Origin of the sequence: Mycolicibacterium sp. MU0050, from assembly GCF_963378085.1 — a bacterium.
Taxonomy (GTDB): domain Bacteria; phylum Actinomycetota; class Actinomycetes; order Mycobacteriales; family Mycobacteriaceae; genus Mycobacterium; species Mycobacterium wendilense.
The window spans coordinates 753600-772206 of record NZ_OY726395.1 but is presented as its reverse complement, the minus strand read 5'-3'; the positions used below and the strand labels follow the sequence as shown (position 1 = coordinate 772206).

Sequence of the window (18607 nt, the reverse complement as noted above, 5' to 3'; positions counted from 1 at the left end):
ACGACTCGTGCTCGGGATTGGGCATCGGCGACTACACGGCGCCGGCCGTTCGACGGTCAGCGGTCAACCGCGACAGGGCGATGGCGACGACTAGCGCAGCGCCGTTGAACACCGGATCAACCCAGGAAGGCACTCCCAGTTGCGATAGCCCTGCGACGCCAACCGCAAGCAAGTACACCGCCGCGACCACCCCCAACGGGTTGAATTTGCCGATCTGGAACGCTGCCAAGCTCAGGAAGGCGGCGGCGAAAGCGGGCAGGAAGAACGCGCTGTAAGACGTTGGATTCGCCGATCCGACGCGAGCCGTCAGAACCAGCCCCGCAACGGCGGCCAGCATCGGCGCACCGACCAGCGCCAACACTCGGATTCGGGCCGTCGGTACGCCGGCCAACCTCGCGGCGGTCTCGTTGGCGCCAACGGCGTAGAAAAACCGGCCGACAGGACGTTGTGTCAACATGAACCACAGCAACGCGGCGATCGCCGCCATCAGCAAGATCGGCATCCCGATCCCAGCAACGGAAGCAGTACCGATGATCCTGATGCCGTCGGGAATGGCCTCATAGACCACCGCACCGCCGGAGTACAACAGAATCAGCCCCGCCAGAACCGAATTGGTACCTAGAGTTACCACGAACGATGGCAGATTGAGTCGGACGATGAGCCACGCGTGCACCGCTCCCACCGCGAGCGCCACGGCAAAGATCGTCACCAAGGTCAATCCAACGCTGAACCCCTGTCTGGCGGGCAGTCCGGCGGCCAACATCGCAGCCAACCCGAGCACCGCCGCCAAAGACAAATCGAACTCGTTGACGATCAGCGGGACCATGACCGCGAGGCTCAGGATGGTCAGGACGGCGCTTTCCACCAGAATGGTCTGGGCGTTAGCGGCCGTCGCGAACGTGTCCGGCCGTAAAGCGCTGAACACGAACACCAGTAGGGCAATCAGCCCTACCACCGCGAAACTCGCCACCCGACGTCCCCATTCCCTGGGCGGCGGGATGTGCTGTCGCGTCGTTACGTCAGCTGTGACCATGACCATCTCCCTTGTGCATCTCCGCTAGTACCGACGAAACGTCCACGGGCGACGGGAACTCGGCTTGGATCCGTCCGTGGTTGATGACCAACATCCGGTCACAGGCAGCGGCTATCTCTTCCGGTTCCCCGCTGATCAGCACGACGGCAAGACCTGCAGCGGCATGCTGACGCAACTTGGCCAGGATCTCGCCCTTGGCGTACACATCGACGCCCTGCGTTGGCTCGTCTGCCACCAAGACATCGGGATCGACGGCCAGCCACCGGCTGATGAGCACCTTCTGCTGATTGCCACCGGACAGAGCGAGCATGTCGATCTCGGTATCGAGGGGGTGCACCCCCATCGCGGCGAACAGATCGTGTGTCCGTACCCGTTCACTGCGGACGTCGATTCTCCCTCGGGAGAGGTGCCGCCTGGCATCGGATACGGTGGCATTCTCGCGGGTGGTGAGACCGGTGAGAACGGCGTGACTTGCGCGGTTGGCCGGCACGAAACCCACCCGGCGGGAGTGTCGGGCGATCTCGGCATCGCCGAGCCTGACGGTCCCTGCGGAGGGCTCTTGCCTGCGACTGAGTAACCGTCCCAGTTCCTCGACACCGCTACCCAGAACCCCGGCCACACCGACAATTTCGCCCGGATGTACATCCAGATCTATGTCGCGGAGAGTCTGCCCGCTCAGCCTCCGGGCACTCATAACTGAACCACCGCGGAAAGTCTGCGTCTCGGCGTGGCCAGTTCGGCCGACGTCCACCAACTGTCCGCCGGTGCCACCCATTTCCTTGACGATCCGATCGATCGAGAGCTCAGAGGTCGGCGAACTGCACACCACACTCCCGTTCCGTAGCACGGTCACTGAATCGCTCACTTTCATCACTTCGCCGAACCTGTGCGAGATGAACAGGACGCCCAATCCCGACTGGGCGCATTGAACGATGACGTCGAGCAAACGTTGTGTCTCCCGCGCCGGCAGCGTGGACGTCGGCTCGTCCAGCACCAGCAGCGAACAGCCGGCATCGGCACGGAGTGCACGAGCAATCGCGATGATCGTCTTCTCTGCCTTCGTCAGCCGGTCAACGGCAACGTCGATCGTCTGCTCGAGCTGAAATGGTCTCAGTGCCTCGATGACCGCGTCTCGCTCGCGATCTCGGTCGATACGCCCCCAGCGCATCGGGATGCGGTGCCCAAGGCTGAGGTTCTCCAACACCGTCAGGGACTCCACCAGGGCGAGGTCCTGGTGGACGAACGCGATCTTGTCGCAGAAGTCTTCCGCGACCCCGCGGACGGCGATGTGCCCTGCGTCGCGCTGATAGAAGCCCGCCAGGATCTTCACCAATGTCGACTTGCCCGAACCGTTCATGCCGACCAGCGCATGGACCGTTCCTGCTGGGATCTCCAGGGATACGTCGTCAAGTGCCACGTTCTCGCCGAATCGCTTGCTCACCGATTCGGCCGACAGCGCGGAGCCGACGATGACTTCGGTCGCGGTCACGAGGCGCTCCAGATCCGCCGGTACTCCGCCGCATAGTCGAGGTCGCCTTCCCACTGCCCTTGCTGCGGAATCTCGGCAATGTTCTCGGTGGCGATCAGACGGGTGGGCAGGTTCTGGAGTGGAATCTCCTCGCCGGCCAAGAGTCGGTTCACGTTGTCGAAGGCTGCCCAGGCACCCCACTTCATCGGCACAGCAGACGTGACGTTGGCCTGGCCGTCACGGATCAGTTGGAGCCACGGGGCGATGCCGTTGAACCCACCCACCCGCACGCGATGGAATCCTGCTCCCCGAATGGACGGTAAGGCACTGAGCAGGGCTGCGTCGTAAGCGCCGATCACCGTATTGATCTGCGGGTTCTCCCGCAGGGCGGATACCATCAGTGTCGGGACACGGGTCGCGGCCTCCGTCGCGGTGAACTTGTCCTCGCGAACGATTTCGCAAGTGTCACAAGTCTCTAGCGCCTCACGGGCGCCCTGGATCCATCCCCGGACCACATTGAATTCGGGCGCTTCGGTCACGTATGCCTTGGTGTTCCCACCGGACTTCCAGACCATGTAGTTGACCATGTTGTGGCCCTGTTGGGCGATTGGTTGATCTACCTCGAAGCTGACTCCACTCGGACTCGGATTGTTACCGCTGTCCCAACTACCCACCACGACCCCCGCGGCCCTGGCACGTTGCACGGCACCAGCCACCGCATCCACCGATATCGCATTGAGGACCACCGCGTCGTAGCCCTGGTCGACGGCCTCGCTGACCGCCCGGTTGTAGATACGAGGATCGAGTTGACCGTCGACGACACGCAACTCCCACCCGAGTGCGTCAGCAGCATCCGCGGCGGCCTCCGCGGGCCCTTTACAACCCTCGGCGGCGAACCCGCACGCGATCCACATGATCTTGACTCCCGGTTGAGCCGGCGGACCACCGACAGGGCCGGGCCAGGCCGCAACCGGTCTCATGGCCTCCCTGGCTGCCTCCTCGTAGGCGGAGATGTCGGTGATGGCTTGGTCGACACCCGCCGTAGCGACGTCGTGCAAGCCCGAAGAGCATCCGATCGACGCCGTCATCAGGACCGCTGCTCCGATCAAGCGCGCGAGGGGGTTTCGAGTCATCACCGCTCCCAGGTCATGTTCATGAAAGAAACTGACAAAGTTGTTGCGCCGGCATCCTGGCTCCAGCGCGGGTCATCGAGGTCGGAATCGCACAGGCACCACATCGCTGCCCAACGGGACCGTCCGCGGGTAGCTCCACGCCGGCCGAGACGGAACCTTGATCGGGCCGCGACCCGCGCGGCCAACTCGCGGGCGTTCATATCAGAATCGTCATCGGGTTCTCGATTCTTCGGACAAAGGCCGCCATCCATTGCGCGGCTACCGCCCCGTCGATGACGCGATGGTCGGCCGACAGCGTCACGGTCATCATCGACCCGACCGTCAACTCGCCGTCGACCACAACCGGTCGCTGAGTTGCAGCGCCGACCGCGAGGATCCCCGAATGCGGTGGATTGAGGATCGCCGAGAACTCCGTCACCCCGTACATGCCGAGGTTGGAAACCGAGAAGCTCCCGCCTTCGAGTTCACCCTGCTGGATGCGACCGCCCCGGGCGCGTTCCGCGAAATCCGCGACCTGGGCCGAAATCATTGAGACCGGAAGCCGCTCCACCCCGCGCAGTACCGGTGTCACCAGGCCGCCGTCCACCGCGACAGCCACCGCGACGTCGGCACTTTGGAACCGCCGGATCGAATCGCCGTTCCAAATCGCATTGGCCTCCGGGACCTCGAGCAGAGCGCCGGCAACCGCCTTGAGGACAAAGTCGTTCACCGAAATTTTCACTGTGGAGGATCCGTTGACAGTCGCCCTGAGCTCGAGGAGCGCATCGATTCGGCACTCGGCGGTGACGTAGAAATGGGGCACCGTGGTCTTGCTCTCGGTGAGGCGCCGCGCGATGGCCTTACGCATCCCCGACAACGGCACGTCAACGACGCCCTCGGGCGCAGAAACCGCTGGCTCGTCCGGACGCAGTGCTGGTGGCGGGACGACCGCTGGCCGCCTTTCGGGCAACCGGTCGACGTCGCGACGTACGATTCGCCCGCCGGGCCCGGTACCCGTGACCTCGGTTAGGTCAATTCCCTTTTCCCGGGCGATCTTTCGCACCAACGGTGTTGCAAACATCCGTCGACCGGGAGCCTCGACAGGTTCTGGCTTCGCCTCTTCACCCGTCGCCTCTTCTTCACCCTTCGCAGTGGCGGTCGACGAAGCAGGCTCCAGCGGAGTCGCGGCGGCCCCCAACCCCGGATCGATATCGGCATCGTCCTCACCCGGACTCGTCACTACCGCGATCGGATTGCCCACGGCGGTCGACGTCCCAGGCTCAACCAACAGTTGGGACAGAATCCCCGCGACCTCGGCGGCGTACTCCACAACCGCCTTGTCCGTTTCGATCTCTGCGATCGGATCACCGATGGCGATTTCGTCGCCGACCGCCACCAGCCAAGATTGGATGGTGGCTTCACTGGTGTCGGCCAACACTTCTGGCATTCGCACCACGGTGGCCATCAGCGCTTGCCCATCCCACGCGAGATCTTCTCAAGACCATCGACGATCTCACTCGTGCCGGCGAAGGCCGCACGTTCCAACACCCGGGAAATGCTCGGTGATGCTTCCCCACCCGACACCCGCTCCACAGGTTGATCCAGCCAGTCGAAAAGCCTGCGCTGGACCTCGTCGGCCAACCATCCGCCGTAAGAAGTTCCGCGGGCGCCCTGCTCGACGATCAACACCGCGTTCGTCTTGCGGACACTTGCCTCGATGGTTTCCCAGTCGATCGACGCGCGGTCGAGCCAACGCAAGTCGATCACCTCTCCGTCAACGTGTGTCTGTTCGATTGCCTCGAGGCACCGGGCGACCATCGAGAGGTAGCTGATGACGGTGACCTCCGTGCCGACGCGGCGGACGGCTGCCCGACGCGGCGGAATGATGTAGTCGAGATCCCCTTCGGGGACGCGGTCGGCGATGCCGTAGAGGTCGACATGCTCGATCACCAGGACCGGATCGTCCAGCGCCAGGGCCGCATTCATCAAGCCGACGTAATCCGCAGCGGTAGAGGGTGCCACCACCCGCCACCCTGGGCTTGTGACGAAGATTCCAGCCGGATCCATCAGGTGCTGGGAGCCGTACCCGGTCCCCATTGCGACTTTGGTTCGCAGCACCAGGGGGACCGAGTTATCTCCACCGAACATGTGCCTCGCCTTGCCGACCTGGTTGAACACCTGGTCTGCCGCCACCCACATGAAGTCGGGATACATGAACTCGACGACCGGTCGGAACCGACCGTCCAGTGCCAGGCCGCCACCGAGTCCGATGAACGCATTCTCACTGATCGGTGTACCGACCAGACGGGTGTCGCCGTACTTCGCCAGCCCCTTGGTGGCACCGTTGGTGCCGCCGTTCAGTCGGTGGACGTCCTCACCAAAGACCACGATGCGTTCGTCGGTCGCCATCCGACGATCCATCACCCCGGCGACGGCGTCGACGAACTTCAGTTTGCGCCAGTCCCCTTCGTGCTCGGTCGGATCCAGTACGGGCAAGGATTGAAGCTCGCTGGCATCACCACGGACACCCACGTCGACGAAGCTCGGATCGGGCCACAGTTCGGGCCGGATACGGCGCTTGCCGGCCGATTCCGGGTCGACCTCCAGCAGGGCGGAAGCCGCGGCGGTCATCGCTTCCTGCGCCCGACGACGCAGATCTGTGACACCAGCCTCGTCGATCAGACCTAGGTTGATCATCTGCGCAGCAGTCATATCCAGCGGATCCCGAGCGCGCCACTGCGCCTCCTCGGCCTTGTCGCGGTAACCGAAGGCACTACCCGGGTACGGCCCATTCTGGTGGAAAAACCGATACACCTCGGCCTCGACGATCGCCGGACCATCGCCGTTGCGCATCCGTTCGGCAGCCCGTTCGGTGGCCAAGTACACAGCCAGCGGGTCCATCCCGTCGACCCGCCAGCCGGGAATACTGAATCCCTGCCCCCGCACCGACAGGCGCGAATCTGCGGTGATCTCTTCGACGTGCGTGGCCACCGCGTAGAGGTTGTTCTCGATGAAGAAGCACACCGGCAGTTTCCAAGCGGCTGCCAAGTTCATGGATTCGAGCACCGAGCCGATCTGACTGGCGCCATCTCCGAAGTAGCTGATCGTGACATCGGTTGTGGAACTGTGCTTTTGGGCCCAGGCATTGCCGGCCGCCATGGGTACGCCGCCACCGACGATGGCGTTGGTCCCCAACGCCCCCGCCTCGAACCACTGCAGGTGCATCGAACCGCCGCGGCCGCGGCAATAGCCTTGAGCCAATCCGAGGATCTCGGCGAGTGTCCGTTGCAGCACGTCCGACACCTCTGGCGTGACGGGCGCGGCGGGGTCGATCACCCCTCCGGACACATAGGTCAGCACCTTCGCAAGAAATTGGTGGTGCCCGCGGTGCGAGCCGTTCACCCCATCGGTCGGCCGCAGGCCGACGATGGATCCCACCGCGCCACCCTCCTGGCCGATGCTGGAGTGAGCGGGTCCGTGGACCAAACCTTCGGCCGCGAGTTCAAGCACGGTTTCCTCGAAGGCCCGGATCAGGTGCAACTCGGCGAGCATGGTCCCCAGAAGCGCCGGGTCCGCGGCCTTCCAGTCATCTTGGGTGGTGGAAAGTTCGATCCATTCAGATCCCGTTTCCAAACGGCATTCGGCGGACATAAACCTCTTCTCCAGCGGTCGGCCGACCCCACAGTCGGCGCGTGGCTCGGGTCACACACTACCTTTATTGGATCCAATTTGGCTACTAGGACTGAGATTGTTCCTCGCAATCCCGTATGGTGCTCAGTGTTTGGATCCAATTCCGGTGATCCACGCGTCAGTTGGACCCGGACGGGTCGGCCGAACCGCACCGCATTCGGGAGCCATGAGGGTTGACCCCGGCGCACCCGGCGCGGCCGGGACCGAGAACCCGCCGGCCCGATGTTCAGCCACACCGCACCAAGAAGAGAGAATTCATGACAATCGCTACCACCAATCCGGCGACAGGCGAGGTCGTCGAGAAGTTTGCACCACATGACGACGCCGAGGTGCAGCGCCGAATCGCAGAGGCATGCGAAGCTGCCCGGACCTTGGGTGAAACCTCCTTCAGCCAACGCGCCGCTTGGATGCACGCGACGGCCGACCTGCTTGACTCAGAAATCGATTCGACGGCCGCGATGATCACCCTCGAAATGGGTAAGCCGATCCGGCAGGCGCGCGCCGAAGTCGTCAAATGCGTCAAGAGCATCCGCTTCTATGCCGACAACGCCGAAGCCTTTTTGTCCCCGCAGCACCTCGCGGACCCGTCGACCGTATCCGCATCTGCGGCCGGCACGGTGTGGCAACCGTTGGGCGTAGTGCTTGCAGTGATGCCCTGGAATTACCCACTGTGGCAGGTGATCCGGTTCGCCGCACCGGCGTTGATGGCTGGCAACGCCGGGTTGCTGAAGCACGCGCCGAATGTTCCGCAGTCCGCGCTCTATCTCGATGAACTCTTCACCAGGGGCGGCTATCCGGACGGCTCACTGCGTTCGCTGCTCGTCGAGTCGAGCGAAGTCGCCGCAGTGATCGAGGATCGCCGCGTCAAGGCCGTCACCCTGACCGGATCCGAGTCGGCGGGGCGGGCCGTGGGGGCGACCGCCGGGCGTCAGCTCAAGAAGGCGGTGCTGGAACTCGGAGGCTCGGACCCATTCATCGTGATGCCCAGCGCCGATCTGGATGCCGCGTCGACGGTCGCGGTCGCGGCCCGAGTGTCCAACAATGGCCAATCCTGCATAGCCGGCAAGCGATTCATCATCCACACGGAGGTGTATGAGGAATTCGTGGACCTGTTCACCGACAAGATGAACGACCTCGTGGTCGGTGATCCGATGAACGAGTCCACCGACGTCGGCCCACTGAGCACCGAGTCCGGCCGCGCTGCGGTCAGCGGCTTGGTGGACGACGCGGTGGCCAAGGGCGCCCAGTTACTCGCCGGGGGTTCCGCGCCTGACCGCCCGGGGTGGTATTACCCGCCCACGGTACTGGCCGGACTGACCGACGACATGCGCATTGTGCGGGAGGAGGCTTTCGGCCCCGTCGCGTCGGTGTATCGCGTCGGCAACCGGGACGAGGCCGTGCGCATCGCGAATCAAACGGCGTTCGGGTTGAGCTCGTCGGTGTGGAGCAACGATGATGCCGAGCATGACTGGTTCGTTCGAAATCTGGAGGCGGGCGCAGTTTTCCTCAACGGCATGACGGTCTCATACCCGGAGCTGCCGTTCGGAGGGATCAAGGATTCCGGCTACGGGCGCGAACTGGCCGCCGAGGGCATCCGAGAATTCTGCAATCTCAAGACAGTGTGGAAAGCCTGAATTCGGAAGCATTTCCGCTGCTCGCCGGTCAGTCCCACCGCTCGGCGATCTCGTCGAGCAGCCGACGGGCGGCCACCGTCAGCTCGTGATCGTCGCCCAGCGCGGTACTGCTGTCGGCGATCAACGCCTCGGCGTGCCGCTGAGCGGCTTCGAAGCGCAGCCCGCGCAGGAACCGCTGGGCCAGGTCGTAGCGGCAGCGCAGATGGGCCACCGACCCCGGACCGTCGGCGCGCAACGTCCGTCCCGCCTCCCGCTTGGCATCGACCACGCCGGCCAGCAGGCCGGCCGCCTCGTGGCCCTGCTGCTCCCATTGGTCCCGGTGCTCATCGCGGGCCGCCACCGCGGCCACTGTCAGCGGGTGGCGCTCCCCCAGCGCGCCGGTCAGATCCTCGACCAGCACCTCCCACTCGGAGAACCGCTCGAGCAGATCGCCGCCGTCCTCGGCGCTCCACAGCGCGCTGGTCTGGCGCGCCGCGAGGGTGTTCTGGTGGTCGTAGCCGAACGCCGCTCCCAACAGCGGGATCAGCGCGTTGATCGCGGCCAGCGCCGCGGCGCCGTCGCTGGCCTCCCCCAGACACATCGCCGCACTGAGCCGGCCCGTGAGGGTGTCCGGGTGGGTCTCCCCCAGGACGCGGCGTTGCGCCTCGACCACGGCCGCGGATTCGTCGCGGGCGCCGATGCGGTCGCCGAGTTCGCGCCGCAACAGGGCGATCTGGTTGCGGGCGGCCAACGTCGTCGGATGGTCGGCGCCGAGGACCCGCTGCTCGTCGGCGTAGAGCTCGAGCCAGCCGACCAGGCGCCGGGCGGGCGACGGGTCGGCGCCGTCGGGATAGGACGCCACGATGTGGCGGGCGGCCAACGTGCCCAGATCGTCGGCGCCGAGCACCGCGACCACGGTGGGCAGCAGCGCGCGCAACTGCTCGACCCCGCCCGCGACGTCGCCGGAGTGAAACCTCCACGTCGCCGCCGCCACCGCGGTGGTCACGGTGTCGGGATGCGTGGCCCCGAGTTCGCTCCTTCGCGCCTCCAGCAGGGCTTCGGCGGTCTGTAGCGCCTCGGCCGGGTCCCGTGCCGCCAGATACCGGGCCTCGAGGTTGTCGATGCTGGTGTCCGTCACTGAAGCCCCCTGAAACGCCGACCTTGCATACCGGTAAGGACATTAACGGTTGCCCGCGGCGCCGTTGTGCGGCAATCCACGCCCGGACCTGCGCCGCTACGCTCGGTACTCATGACGGTCTCGAGGCTGACGCCCTACGCGGTGACGATCTTCGCCGAGATGTCCGCGCTGGCCGCGCGCGTCGGGGCGGTGAACCTGGGCCAGGGCTTCCCCGACGAGGACGGCCCGCCGGCGCTGCTCGAGGCCGCCGTGCAGGCGATCCGCGACGGCGTGAACCAGTATCCGCCGGGCCCGGGCATGCCCGAGTTGCGGCAAGCCATCGCTGCGCAACGCAGCCGGCATTTCGGCGTCGACTACGACCTCGATTCCGAGGTGCTGGTCACCGTGGGTGCCACCGAGGCCATCGCCGCGGCGATCCTCGGGCTGGTCGAGCCCGGCTCCGAGGTCGCCATGATCGAGCCGTTCTACGACTCGTACGCGCCGGTGGTGGCGATGGCGGGCTGCCACCGGGTGACCGCACCGCTGGTTCCCGACGGCCGCGGGTTCGCCCTCGACGTGGACGCGCTGCGCCGCGCGATCGGTCCGCGCACGCGGGCGCTGATCCTCAACACACCGCACAACCCCACCGGCACCGTGTTCAGCGAGGCCGAGCTGGCTCAGGTGGCGGCCGTGGCCATCGACAACGACCTGCTGGTGATCACCGACGAGGTCTACGAGCACCTGGTGTTCGACGGCGGCCGGCACCGGCCCCTGGCGGCCTACCCCGGGATGGCCGAGCGCACCGTCACGATCTCCAGCGCGGCGAAGATGTTCAACTGCACCGGCTGGAAGATCGGATGGGCTTGTGGCCCAGCGTCTTTGATCGGCGGGCTGCGCGCCGCCAAGCAGTATCTGAGCTACGTCGGCGGGGCCCCCTTCCAGCCCGCGGTGGCGCTGGCGCTGAATACGGAGGACCGCTGGGTGGCGGCGCTGCGCGATTCGCTGCAGGCCCGCCGCGACAAGCTCGGGGCGGCGCTGAGCGACCTCGGTTTCGACGTGCATCCGAGTTCGGGCACCTACTTCCTGTGCGCGGATCCGCGGCCGCTGGGCTACCACGACAGCGCCGAGTTCTGTTCACAGCTGCCCCACCAGGTCGGGGTCGCGGCCATTCCCCTCTCGGCATTCTGCGATCCGGCGGGGCCGCACTTCGCGGAGTGGAACCACTTGGTGCGCTTCGCCTTCTGCAAACGCGAGGACACCCTCGACGAGGCCATCCGACGCCTGGGCGCCCTGCGGCGCTGACGGCTCCGCGCCGCGGTCCTGCCCCGTCAGCCCCAGTGCCGGGTGACCCGGCTGCGAAGGCGGTCGATCGCGGCCTCGAGCACAATTCGCTTGGCGCGCTTGACCAGAAAGGCCGGCACGGGCGCCGACGGATCGACAATGATGTCGAACCGCACCCGGGTCAGGTCGCCCTCCCGGGTCAGGTTGTACTCCGCGTGCTGGCCCTGCTGCTGCAGGGTGCGCCGGGCGTCCCACACCATCCAGTTGTCACCCCAGCGGTACTCGAGCAACTCCTTGTCTGTGACGCCGAGCAGTCGGACCGTCGTCTTGACGTGGTGCGGTCTGCCATCGGGATAGCGGTCGAGCACTTCCGCGCTGCGATGCACCGTCGACCACGACGGCAAGGCTTCGATGTCTGCGAGCGTGTCCAGAATCGCCTTCGGGGAGGCGTCGAACATCACCTCGCGGGACGCCCGTACGGCCATGGGTTCGACGGTAGTAACCGGCGGCAGGTTCCGCAGCAAAATCTTCGCTGCACCGCCGTCGGGTCGGGGCTCAGCGGCCCTTCTTGACCTTCAGCACCTGCTTGCGCAGGCCGTCGGTCGCGGTCTCCATGCCGCCCTTCAGCGTGCGCTTGAGCAGGAAGCCCGGGATGGGCACCGAGGGGTCCACCAACATGTCGAACCGGACCCGGGTCTTGTCGCCCTCGGGCGTCAGCGTGTACGAGGCGTCCTGGGCCTTCAGCTGACCGGCCGAGACGAGGGTCCAGCTGACGCTGGTGTCGGTCCACGTGTACTCGATGACCTGGTCGTCGGTCAGTCCGGCGGCCTTGATGGTCATCTTGGCCCGACGCGGCCTGCCGTCGTCGTGGGTCTCGAGGATCTCGGCCTTCTGGTACTGCGGGGACCACGTCGGCGTCGACTCGACGTCGGCGATGACGTCGAGGATCTCCGCCGGCGTCGCCTCGATGACCACCTCACGCGAATCGTTGACTGCCATAACCGGAAACCTTAACCAGCGATCGGCGGGAGCGGACCGATTTGCTGGTCCGCGGCGCCCGAGGAGTCCCGGTGGCCACCGGCGGGGTGGCTTGCCCGTCGTTGCGCAGGACGTCGTCGCCGACGTGGTGATACAACCGGATCGAGGCGTGCACCGCGTCGGGTCCGGGGCTGCGCGAGGCGGTGCGGCGCGCTACTCGTCGCGCCGACCCGCGCATTCGCAGACCGGGGCGACACACGGCCGGCATGGCGCTCACGCGGAGGTGAGCACCATGCCGGCCGGCGAAACTCAGAGGTGCGGGGCCTCCTTGATGGGGCTGTCCGGGGTGCCCGCGGTCTGGCACCAGGTCTGCACCGCGGCCCGGGTACCGGTCAGCTCGAGGTTGGACGGCTCGTTCTTGCCTTCGTCCGTGAGCATCTTGGTGATGTTCTCGTTCTGCGTCTTCTCGTCCGCGGCGGTGAAATCGCTGCACTTGGTGTCGCCGCCCTGGTTCATCACGGCCGACGAGCAGCCGGTCGCCACCACAGCAGCAGCAAAGCCGGCAATCAACAGGGTCATCACGCGGTTCATCACGCCTCCAAGGGTGTAGTTATCGGCAAGTTTGTTGCCCGATTACGGCCCCGTCAAACCTTTATCCGCAATGCGTGATGATCTCGCTGGCAAATTGCTCGATGCCTTCCCGGTACCGGCCGTCGCGCCACGGGGCACACATCACACCCGTGATGCCGATGTCCTCGGCGCGCCGATACAGGTCGGCCGACGGCGGATCGCTCAACGAGACGATCACCTCGAACGGCTCGTCGGCGCGTCCGTACCGCTGCCGGAACTCCTTGAGCCGGCCGACGATGGCCACCGCGTCGTCCCAGCTGTAGTACGTGCCCACCCAGCCGTCGCAATCCCGGGCCGCCCGCTTGAGCGCGACGTCGGACTCGCCGCCGCACAGAATGGGCACCGGGGTCGGCGGGTGGGGCTCGAGCATGATCTCCGGCACCGAGTAGTGCTCGCCCTGCCAGGACACCCAGCCGCCTTGCCACAGCGCGCGCAGGGCGTGGATCATCTCGGTGGTGCGCGGCCCGCGGTTGTCGAAATCCTGACCGAGCAGTTCGAATTCCTCACGCATCCAACCGGTTCCGATGGCCAGCGCCACCCGGCCGCCGGACAGCGCCGCGGCGGTGGCGACCTGCTTGGCCACCTCCAGCAGCGGGCGGGCACCGACGATGTACACCGCGTTGGAGAACCGCAGCCGGGTGGTGACGGCCGCCAATGCGCCGATGGTCACCCACGAGTCCGGCCACTCCGTCTCCGGCGGCCACGGCGGCTTGTCCCCGGTCAACGGGTACGGGGTGCGCAGCTCCCGCGGGTAGATCAGGTGGTCGGAGGTGAACATCCCGGTGAACCCGTTCTGGTCCAGCAAGGTGGCGATGGTGGTCAGATCGCGGGTGGGGAGGAAGGCCGTGCCGGACCAGAATTGCATCGCCACACTGTGACAGACGGCACGGTGATTGTTGTGGATTGGGTCGACGTTTTGGCGACGGCCGCGCCCCACCGCTCGCCGAGGGTTGGGTTGTTGACGCGGCTACTCGAGCGATGCGTACAACAAGGCAACTTTCGGCGAGGCGGTGCGCAGTGGGGTGCCGTCGGCGTGCCCTACGTGATCGCCACCCACATGACGGGAACCCACCGATTAAGGTGATCGACATGGGAATTCCGACCCACGCGATGGTGTACACCAGCGGCGGCGCCGCGACCATGGACAGTGGAGCGGGCCCGCTGCAGTTCCTAGGTCCGCTCCGGCAGCTGGGCAGGAACGGAAACTGGTTTTTGCTCTTTTACCCGCTCCCGGAGGGCAAGAGTTTCGAAGAGGTCCGCAACCAGGCCACCGAGCAGTACATCCAAGCCGCGGGCAGTGCGGAAGCGATGACGGTCGAGATCCGCAAACCTGGCGGCGCACAATGGGGTGCCGAGTGGGTCCGCTACACCATCGGCCATCCGCATGACGACGATCTGCCGTTGGATGTGGCGATACCGTTACCCAGAGGCGACGAGATGATCAGCCGGGCCGAGGTTTTCGACGCCGAGGAGGCCGGGAAGCTCTTCATGAGTTACCACAAGACCGGTGACATCCCACCGGGCTACGTGCTTCGCCCGGTCGAGGGATACACCGCCGACGGCCGACACTTCGATCTACCGGATGCCGCGCCCCATTAGGCCAACCCGCTGGGATCGATCATCCCTTTCTCGGCCATCCGCCGGCGGATCTCCTGCCCCGCCACCCGCAGCGCCGGGTCGTCGCTGTCGATCATCTGCTGCGGTGTGAGCTGCGTACCCCAGCTCCCGCCGGCCCCCGTCGTCGGTGCGGGGGGTGAGGCACCGCCGGGTGCGGGAACAGGACGTCCCGACTCAGTCGGCACGTTAACGGTTCCTTGATTCACATTGGGACCGGGTGGCTGGCCTGCCGATGGCGGCACCCAGCCATCCGGAGGATGGACCTTTTGGGCACCGACAATGGTGATTTCGCGGCCGTTCAGCGTTGCGGTCGCCGGTCGTTCCGGTGAGACCGCCGCGTCGAACGACTGCTGCTCGCGCGTGAGTTTGACGCCGTCATGGGTTTTCGCTTCGAGCCCGATGTACTCGTCAGGGTTACCGGTGGGCTGCAGCCCGTCGTAGAAGCGGCCCTGGGGATTCTTCGTCTTTGGGTTGACCACATCGGGGTGGGTCGCTTGCACCTGCTGCCGAATGATGGGAACGCCGGTTTCCCGCTCTCGCTGATCCAGTGCCGCCTTCTCCGCGGCCTTTCCGTCGCCGCTGTTGCCCGGACCGTACGTGCCGTCTGCGCTGCGGTTCGGATATTTTTCGTGCGGATCTTTGGGGTTCGGGTTCGGCGCCGGTGTGGGTCCCTGCTTGAAGTCGACGAGTTGGACTGTTTCGGGAAACGCCACCTCTCCCAGCGGCGCGACCGCCGTGGTGATCTTCGCGGCGACCGAGGCATCCGCCGCCGCGAGCTGCGCTGCGCTGGTGTTGATCTCTGCCGACAGTGCCTGCGCCTCGGCCAACTTCGCCGGGTACTCGGCTGCGGTGAAGCCTTCGCGGCTGCTCAGCGACAAATCCTCACCGACGTCGAAACCCGCCGCGTCGGCACGGCGCAGCGCATCCACCGCCGCGCTCTTGGCGGCCGCAATCTCATCAGCACCTCGACGGGCCACAGCGGCAGCGGCGTCCAGGGAGTCGGCCAGCCCCCGCACCCGATACAGATCGGATAGGGCCCGCTGCTGCGTCGCTTCGGCGGCCGCACCCTCCCAGCCCGTGCCGCCTGGGTTGCGCGCCCCCCGGTGCGCGATGGAAAAGTTGTCCTCCCACCCCTCGGCGATCGAGGCCCAGTGCTGAGCAGCCGACGTCAGGTGCCCGGTTTCCCAGTGAAGGATCTGCGACAGGGAGGGCAGCACCGCACCGGTACCCGCACCCCCGACCGCCGCCATCTACATCCAGGCTGCAGGGTGGACAGCGGCGACCTGCTGGGCTGAGGCGTGGTCGTGCTCAGTCATGACGGCTCCGACGATGGCAACGTTGGCTCCGGTCGTGGACAGTCGCGTGGCCAGCGCGGTTGCTGCGGCGGCGACGGCGGCGTGGGCAGCCGCTACGGCGACTGAGCTGGCCTGCCCCGGTGTGGTGGCCCCACCGGCGGGGATGCCGTCGGCAGTCTCCTCGGCGAGCGCGGTGTGTTGCGCCGCGGCGTGCTGCAGACCAGGGTTGCTCAGCGCGATCTCATCCATTATCGAGATTTTATTGCCCGCGGACGGGGGTGCCGGTCACTTGTTTGCGACGCCGCTGCGCCGGACACGTCCGGTCACCCGCGACCTCAAATCCGGGACGGGTCGCCCTGGGCCATCGGCGCCTGTCCCCGCCTCGAGAAAAGAAAAAACCACCCGATACCAGGTGGTTCTCTGAAGTGGCCAGGGCCGGGATCGAACCGGCGACCTTCCGCTTTTCAGAACGGCGGCCCGGCATTCTCCCAGCTCAGCTCGCGAGCCTCATCGCCGTGACCTGGGCGTTCTCTGCGTCGATCACGGGTCGGTTCGCGGTGAATGGGTCATCGGTGGGTCATCGGGGCGGCTGATCGCAAGGATGTTCCCACGGTGACGGTCCCCGGGTTACGCCCACCGCAGCGCGTCGCGGAGCTCGCGCATCCACATCTGCGTGAACGCCACCCGGTCCTCGGCCGGCACGTCCGCCGCGATCAGCTCTGACCAGACCGTCGCGGTGTGCAGGTCTAACTCGACGTCATCGGACAGGAGAAACTCGACCGCCGCACGCTCCACCACAGTCATGTCCGGACCCGGTTCGCCGGCTGCAGCCTCGCGCATCAGCCGCGTCTCCCGGGTGCGCGGCTCCCTACTCATCGGCGTCTCGCACCTCACGCCGGAGCACCAGTGCCACCACGGGCTCGCCCACCCGCTGCGGCAACGGTCCGGGATCACTGATCGCCCACGCCGCGGCGTCGACACCGGCGACCGCACGCGCCGCATCGCTCGGATGCTCGAACCGGCCGAGGTAGGACGGTCGGCCGGACAGCTCCTGCACCTCGGTGAGCATGGCTGTTGCGATCGCCGAGTACGCAGCCTCGTACCCGTCGACAAGGATTAACGCGTCCCCCGGTAGCTGGTCGAGCAGGCGGCGCAGCTCCGCGACCGTCCTCGGCGGCGGGAACTCGACGTTCTCGGTCACGGTTCCTCGCTCGCGGGCCGGATCACCACGGTGTCGCCGGGCTCCCACCCGCAGCTGCCGACGCACTCGTTCACCTCTGCGTGCTCCTCGATCACGTGGTTCGCCAGGTCCACCAGACCCTCCGGCCGGTGCCACGCCACGGTGCCGTCGACGAGTTCAGCGGCCTGGATCGTCTCCGCGGTGAAGTCGGCGAACACGCTGTCCGGTGGGTTGTCTCGAAGCAAGTAGGAGAAGTCGGTGTCGTGGATCAGACCCGACGCGTGCTCGATGCGCAGCACGGTGCCGCCGCGGGGTTCGATGCGGACGACGTCGCTGCCGCTCATCGGACCCTCTCGATCGCCGCGATCAACCCCGACTCGATCTCGGTGCCGTCGCTGAGCCGGATCCGCCACGTGCGCAGCACCGACGGGTAGGCCAGTACCTCGAAGCCGCTGTACCTCTCCCCGTCGATCACGCTGACCTCCCCGTGCGTCATGTCCCAGTGCGAGTCCGGGTCGTCGCCGTGGCAGGTCACGCGCCACAGGCCGTGGCGGTCGGCGGTGAGGTCGTTCACCAGCTCCCCGAGTCGCTCGTATCCCGCAGACGCGGCGCACGACGGGCAGAGCGTCTTGAGCCAGCCGCTACTGCGGGCGTGCCTCACGCCGGGCTCACCACAGAGCTCGCACGCTTCTGCACACCGGGCTTCGGCCTCGCGCACCAGCTCGCGCATGCGGTCGTGGTCGGCCTCGGACACGGCTTCGGACACACCGAAGTAGAACCTGAGTCCTCCCAACTTCTCCTTGCACTGATGCACCTCGTATGCAGGGTCGATCTCGGCGAGCGCCTGGTCGAGAGCGATGATGATCGGGTACCAGCCGCGTGAGCAGGAAATCCACCTGCCCCACCCGTCCGGGATCCGTCGCATGATCCGACGCAGTCCGTCCTCGAACCCGTGAGCGTCCTTCGGCATGTGGATCTTGTCGCGCAACGAGTCGAGGTCCAGCTTCGTGCTCGCCTGTCTGGCCGCGGCGAGGGCGGCGTCGGCGCCCTCACGGTCTCGCGAAAGCAGCGCGCCGGCGAGGTCGCTGATCGCGGCGTTGCTCGCGGCGAGGCTGGCCTTCTCGGCGTCGGTCATCTCCATGGCGTCGTCCTGAGCCACCGCGGCGAACCACTTCCTCGTCGACCGGTAGCCGGTGCGGGCGTCGGCCTCAGCTGGGCCAGCGCCCCACAGCGTCGGTGCCCACAGTTCCACCGCAGCGTCGAGCGCCCCCGGCTCACCGAGTACCGCACGGACTCCGGCAACCTCACCGCTCGACCAGACGCTTCCGTACGGCTCCCAGCCATCACGGCGGACGAGAGCGGCACGCTCGCGGAGGTCTGCGGCGCGACGGTCACGATCTTCTGAGCTCGGCATGCGGCCAGTGTGGACGCCTGCACTGACACCGCGCGAGCCATTTCCTCGATGCACGTTCCGTTGCAGATGCACCGGAACCAGCAACATCGCTGGGACCAGCGTCGACTCCTCGACTCGTTGCAGGATCACCGAAGACCGGTGCGCTCCTTGATGTTCCAGATCACGTCTGTCACATCGAC

At 66.4% G+C, this 18607-nt stretch carries 19 protein-coding genes; 3 read left to right on the top strand and 16 right to left on the bottom strand.

Translation table 11 applies throughout. The features are described 5' to 3' along the window. Nucleotides 1-31: 31 nt before the first annotated feature. The 5 genes from R2K23_RS03635 to R2K23_RS03615 form a co-directional block, all read right to left on the bottom strand. Nucleotides 32-1033 carry an ABC transporter permease gene (locus R2K23_RS03635; RefSeq protein ID WP_316514342.1) on the bottom strand — a complete coding sequence of 334 codons (1002 nt, stop codon included), beginning with the start codon at nucleotides 1031-1033 and terminating at the stop codon, nucleotides 32-34. Beyond that, nucleotides 1020-2522, bottom strand: coding sequence for a sugar ABC transporter ATP-binding protein (locus R2K23_RS03630; protein ID WP_316514341.1), 1503 nt, complete (start codon nucleotides 2520-2522; stop codon nucleotides 1020-1022). The genes R2K23_RS03635 and R2K23_RS03630 overlap by 14 nt, the downstream gene beginning before the upstream one ends. Next, complete coding sequence (locus tag R2K23_RS03625) at nucleotides 2519-3589, bottom strand: sugar ABC transporter substrate-binding protein (RefSeq protein ID WP_316514340.1); 1071 nt, start codon at nucleotides 3587-3589, stop codon at nucleotides 2519-2521. The genes R2K23_RS03630 and R2K23_RS03625 overlap by 4 nt, the downstream gene beginning before the upstream one ends. Before the next feature lie 241 nt (nucleotides 3590-3830). Further along, a complete protein-coding gene (locus R2K23_RS03620; RefSeq protein ID WP_316514339.1) occupies nucleotides 3831-5078 on the bottom strand; it encodes a dihydrolipoamide acetyltransferase family protein in 1248 nt (415 codons plus the stop codon). Continuing rightward, nucleotides 5078-7264 carry an alpha-ketoacid dehydrogenase subunit alpha/beta gene (locus R2K23_RS03615; protein WP_316514338.1) on the bottom strand — a complete coding sequence of 729 codons (2187 nt, stop codon included), beginning with the start codon at nucleotides 7262-7264 and terminating at the stop codon, nucleotides 5078-5080. Before R2K23_RS03615 ends, R2K23_RS03620 begins: the two co-directional genes overlap by 1 nt. Before the next feature lie 296 nt (nucleotides 7265-7560). Between R2K23_RS03615 and R2K23_RS03610 the strand changes: the two genes are divergently transcribed. Next, nucleotides 7561-8937 carry an NADP-dependent succinic semialdehyde dehydrogenase gene (locus R2K23_RS03610; protein WP_316514337.1) on the top strand — a complete coding sequence of 459 codons (1377 nt, stop codon included), beginning with the start codon at nucleotides 7561-7563 and terminating at the stop codon, nucleotides 8935-8937. Between the two features lie 28 nt (nucleotides 8938-8965). Here the strand turns inward: R2K23_RS03610 and R2K23_RS03605 are convergent, their stop codons facing one another. After that, nucleotides 8966-10054 carry a tetratricopeptide repeat protein gene (locus R2K23_RS03605; RefSeq protein WP_316514336.1) on the bottom strand — a complete coding sequence of 363 codons (1089 nt, stop codon included), beginning with the start codon at nucleotides 10052-10054 and terminating at the stop codon, nucleotides 8966-8968. Nucleotides 10055-10165: 111 nt separating this feature from the next. Between R2K23_RS03605 and R2K23_RS03600 the strand changes: the two genes are divergently transcribed. Continuing rightward, entirely contained in the window at nucleotides 10166-11335 is a 1170-nt protein-coding gene (locus R2K23_RS03600) for a pyridoxal phosphate-dependent aminotransferase (RefSeq protein ID WP_316514335.1), read from the top strand. A gap of 26 nt (nucleotides 11336-11361) precedes the next feature. On the opposite strand, the gene R2K23_RS03595 is transcribed toward R2K23_RS03600, so the two are convergent. From R2K23_RS03595 to R2K23_RS03580, 4 genes are all read right to left on the bottom strand, one after another. Further along, nucleotides 11362-11799 carry an SRPBCC family protein gene (locus tag R2K23_RS03595; protein WP_316514334.1) on the bottom strand — a complete coding sequence of 146 codons (438 nt, stop codon included), beginning with the start codon at nucleotides 11797-11799 and terminating at the stop codon, nucleotides 11362-11364. A gap of 70 nt (nucleotides 11800-11869) precedes the next feature. Further along, the gene (locus R2K23_RS03590; RefSeq protein WP_316514332.1) at nucleotides 11870-12313 is read right to left on the bottom strand and encodes an SRPBCC family protein; all 444 of its coding nucleotides are present in this window, start codon (nucleotides 12311-12313) and stop codon (nucleotides 11870-11872) included. Nucleotides 12314-12601: 288 nt separating this feature from the next. Continuing rightward, the gene (locus R2K23_RS03585; RefSeq protein WP_316514330.1) at nucleotides 12602-12883 is read right to left on the bottom strand and encodes a hypothetical protein; all 282 of its coding nucleotides are present in this window, start codon (nucleotides 12881-12883) and stop codon (nucleotides 12602-12604) included. A 61-nt stretch (nucleotides 12884-12944) separates the two neighbouring features. After that, entirely contained in the window at nucleotides 12945-13787 is an 843-nt protein-coding gene (locus R2K23_RS03580; protein WP_316514328.1) for a TIGR03619 family F420-dependent LLM class oxidoreductase, read from the bottom strand. 224 nt (nucleotides 13788-14011) lie between these two features. Between R2K23_RS03580 and R2K23_RS03575 the strand changes: the two genes are divergently transcribed. Next, a complete protein-coding gene (locus R2K23_RS03575) occupies nucleotides 14012-14521 on the top strand; it encodes a hypothetical protein (RefSeq protein ID WP_316514327.1) in 510 nt (169 codons plus the stop codon). Here R2K23_RS03575 and R2K23_RS03570 read toward each other — a convergent pair. The 6 genes from R2K23_RS03570 to R2K23_RS03545 all read right to left on the bottom strand — a co-directional run bounded on the left by R2K23_RS03570 (nucleotide 14518) and on the right by R2K23_RS03545 (nucleotide 18428). Beyond that, nucleotides 14518-15789: a hypothetical protein gene (locus tag R2K23_RS03570; RefSeq protein WP_316514326.1), complete on the bottom strand. Its 1272-nt coding sequence runs from the start codon at nucleotides 15787-15789 to the stop codon at nucleotides 14518-14520. The genes R2K23_RS03575 and R2K23_RS03570 overlap by 4 nt on opposite strands. Then, a complete protein-coding gene (locus R2K23_RS03565) occupies nucleotides 15790-16083 on the bottom strand; it encodes a hypothetical protein (RefSeq protein ID WP_316514324.1) in 294 nt (97 codons plus the stop codon). Nucleotides 16084-16461: 378 nt separating this feature from the next. Beyond that, nucleotides 16462-16710, bottom strand: a complete 249-nt coding sequence (locus R2K23_RS03560) for a hypothetical protein (RefSeq protein ID WP_316514321.1) — start codon at nucleotides 16708-16710, stop codon at nucleotides 16462-16464. Further along, complete coding sequence (locus tag R2K23_RS03555; protein WP_316514320.1) at nucleotides 16703-17035, bottom strand: hypothetical protein; 333 nt, start codon at nucleotides 17033-17035, stop codon at nucleotides 16703-16705. The genes R2K23_RS03560 and R2K23_RS03555 overlap by 8 nt, the downstream gene beginning before the upstream one ends. Further along, nucleotides 17032-17358 (bottom strand): hypothetical protein, encoded by a 327-nt coding sequence (locus tag R2K23_RS03550; RefSeq protein WP_316514319.1) that lies wholly within the window; start codon nucleotides 17356-17358, stop codon nucleotides 17032-17034. The genes R2K23_RS03555 and R2K23_RS03550 overlap by 4 nt, the downstream gene beginning before the upstream one ends. Then, nucleotides 17355-18428 carry a hypothetical protein gene (locus R2K23_RS03545; RefSeq protein WP_316514318.1) on the bottom strand — a complete coding sequence of 358 codons (1074 nt, stop codon included), beginning with the start codon at nucleotides 18426-18428 and terminating at the stop codon, nucleotides 17355-17357. The genes R2K23_RS03550 and R2K23_RS03545 overlap by 4 nt, the downstream gene beginning before the upstream one ends. Nucleotides 18429-18607 lie beyond the last annotated feature (179 nt).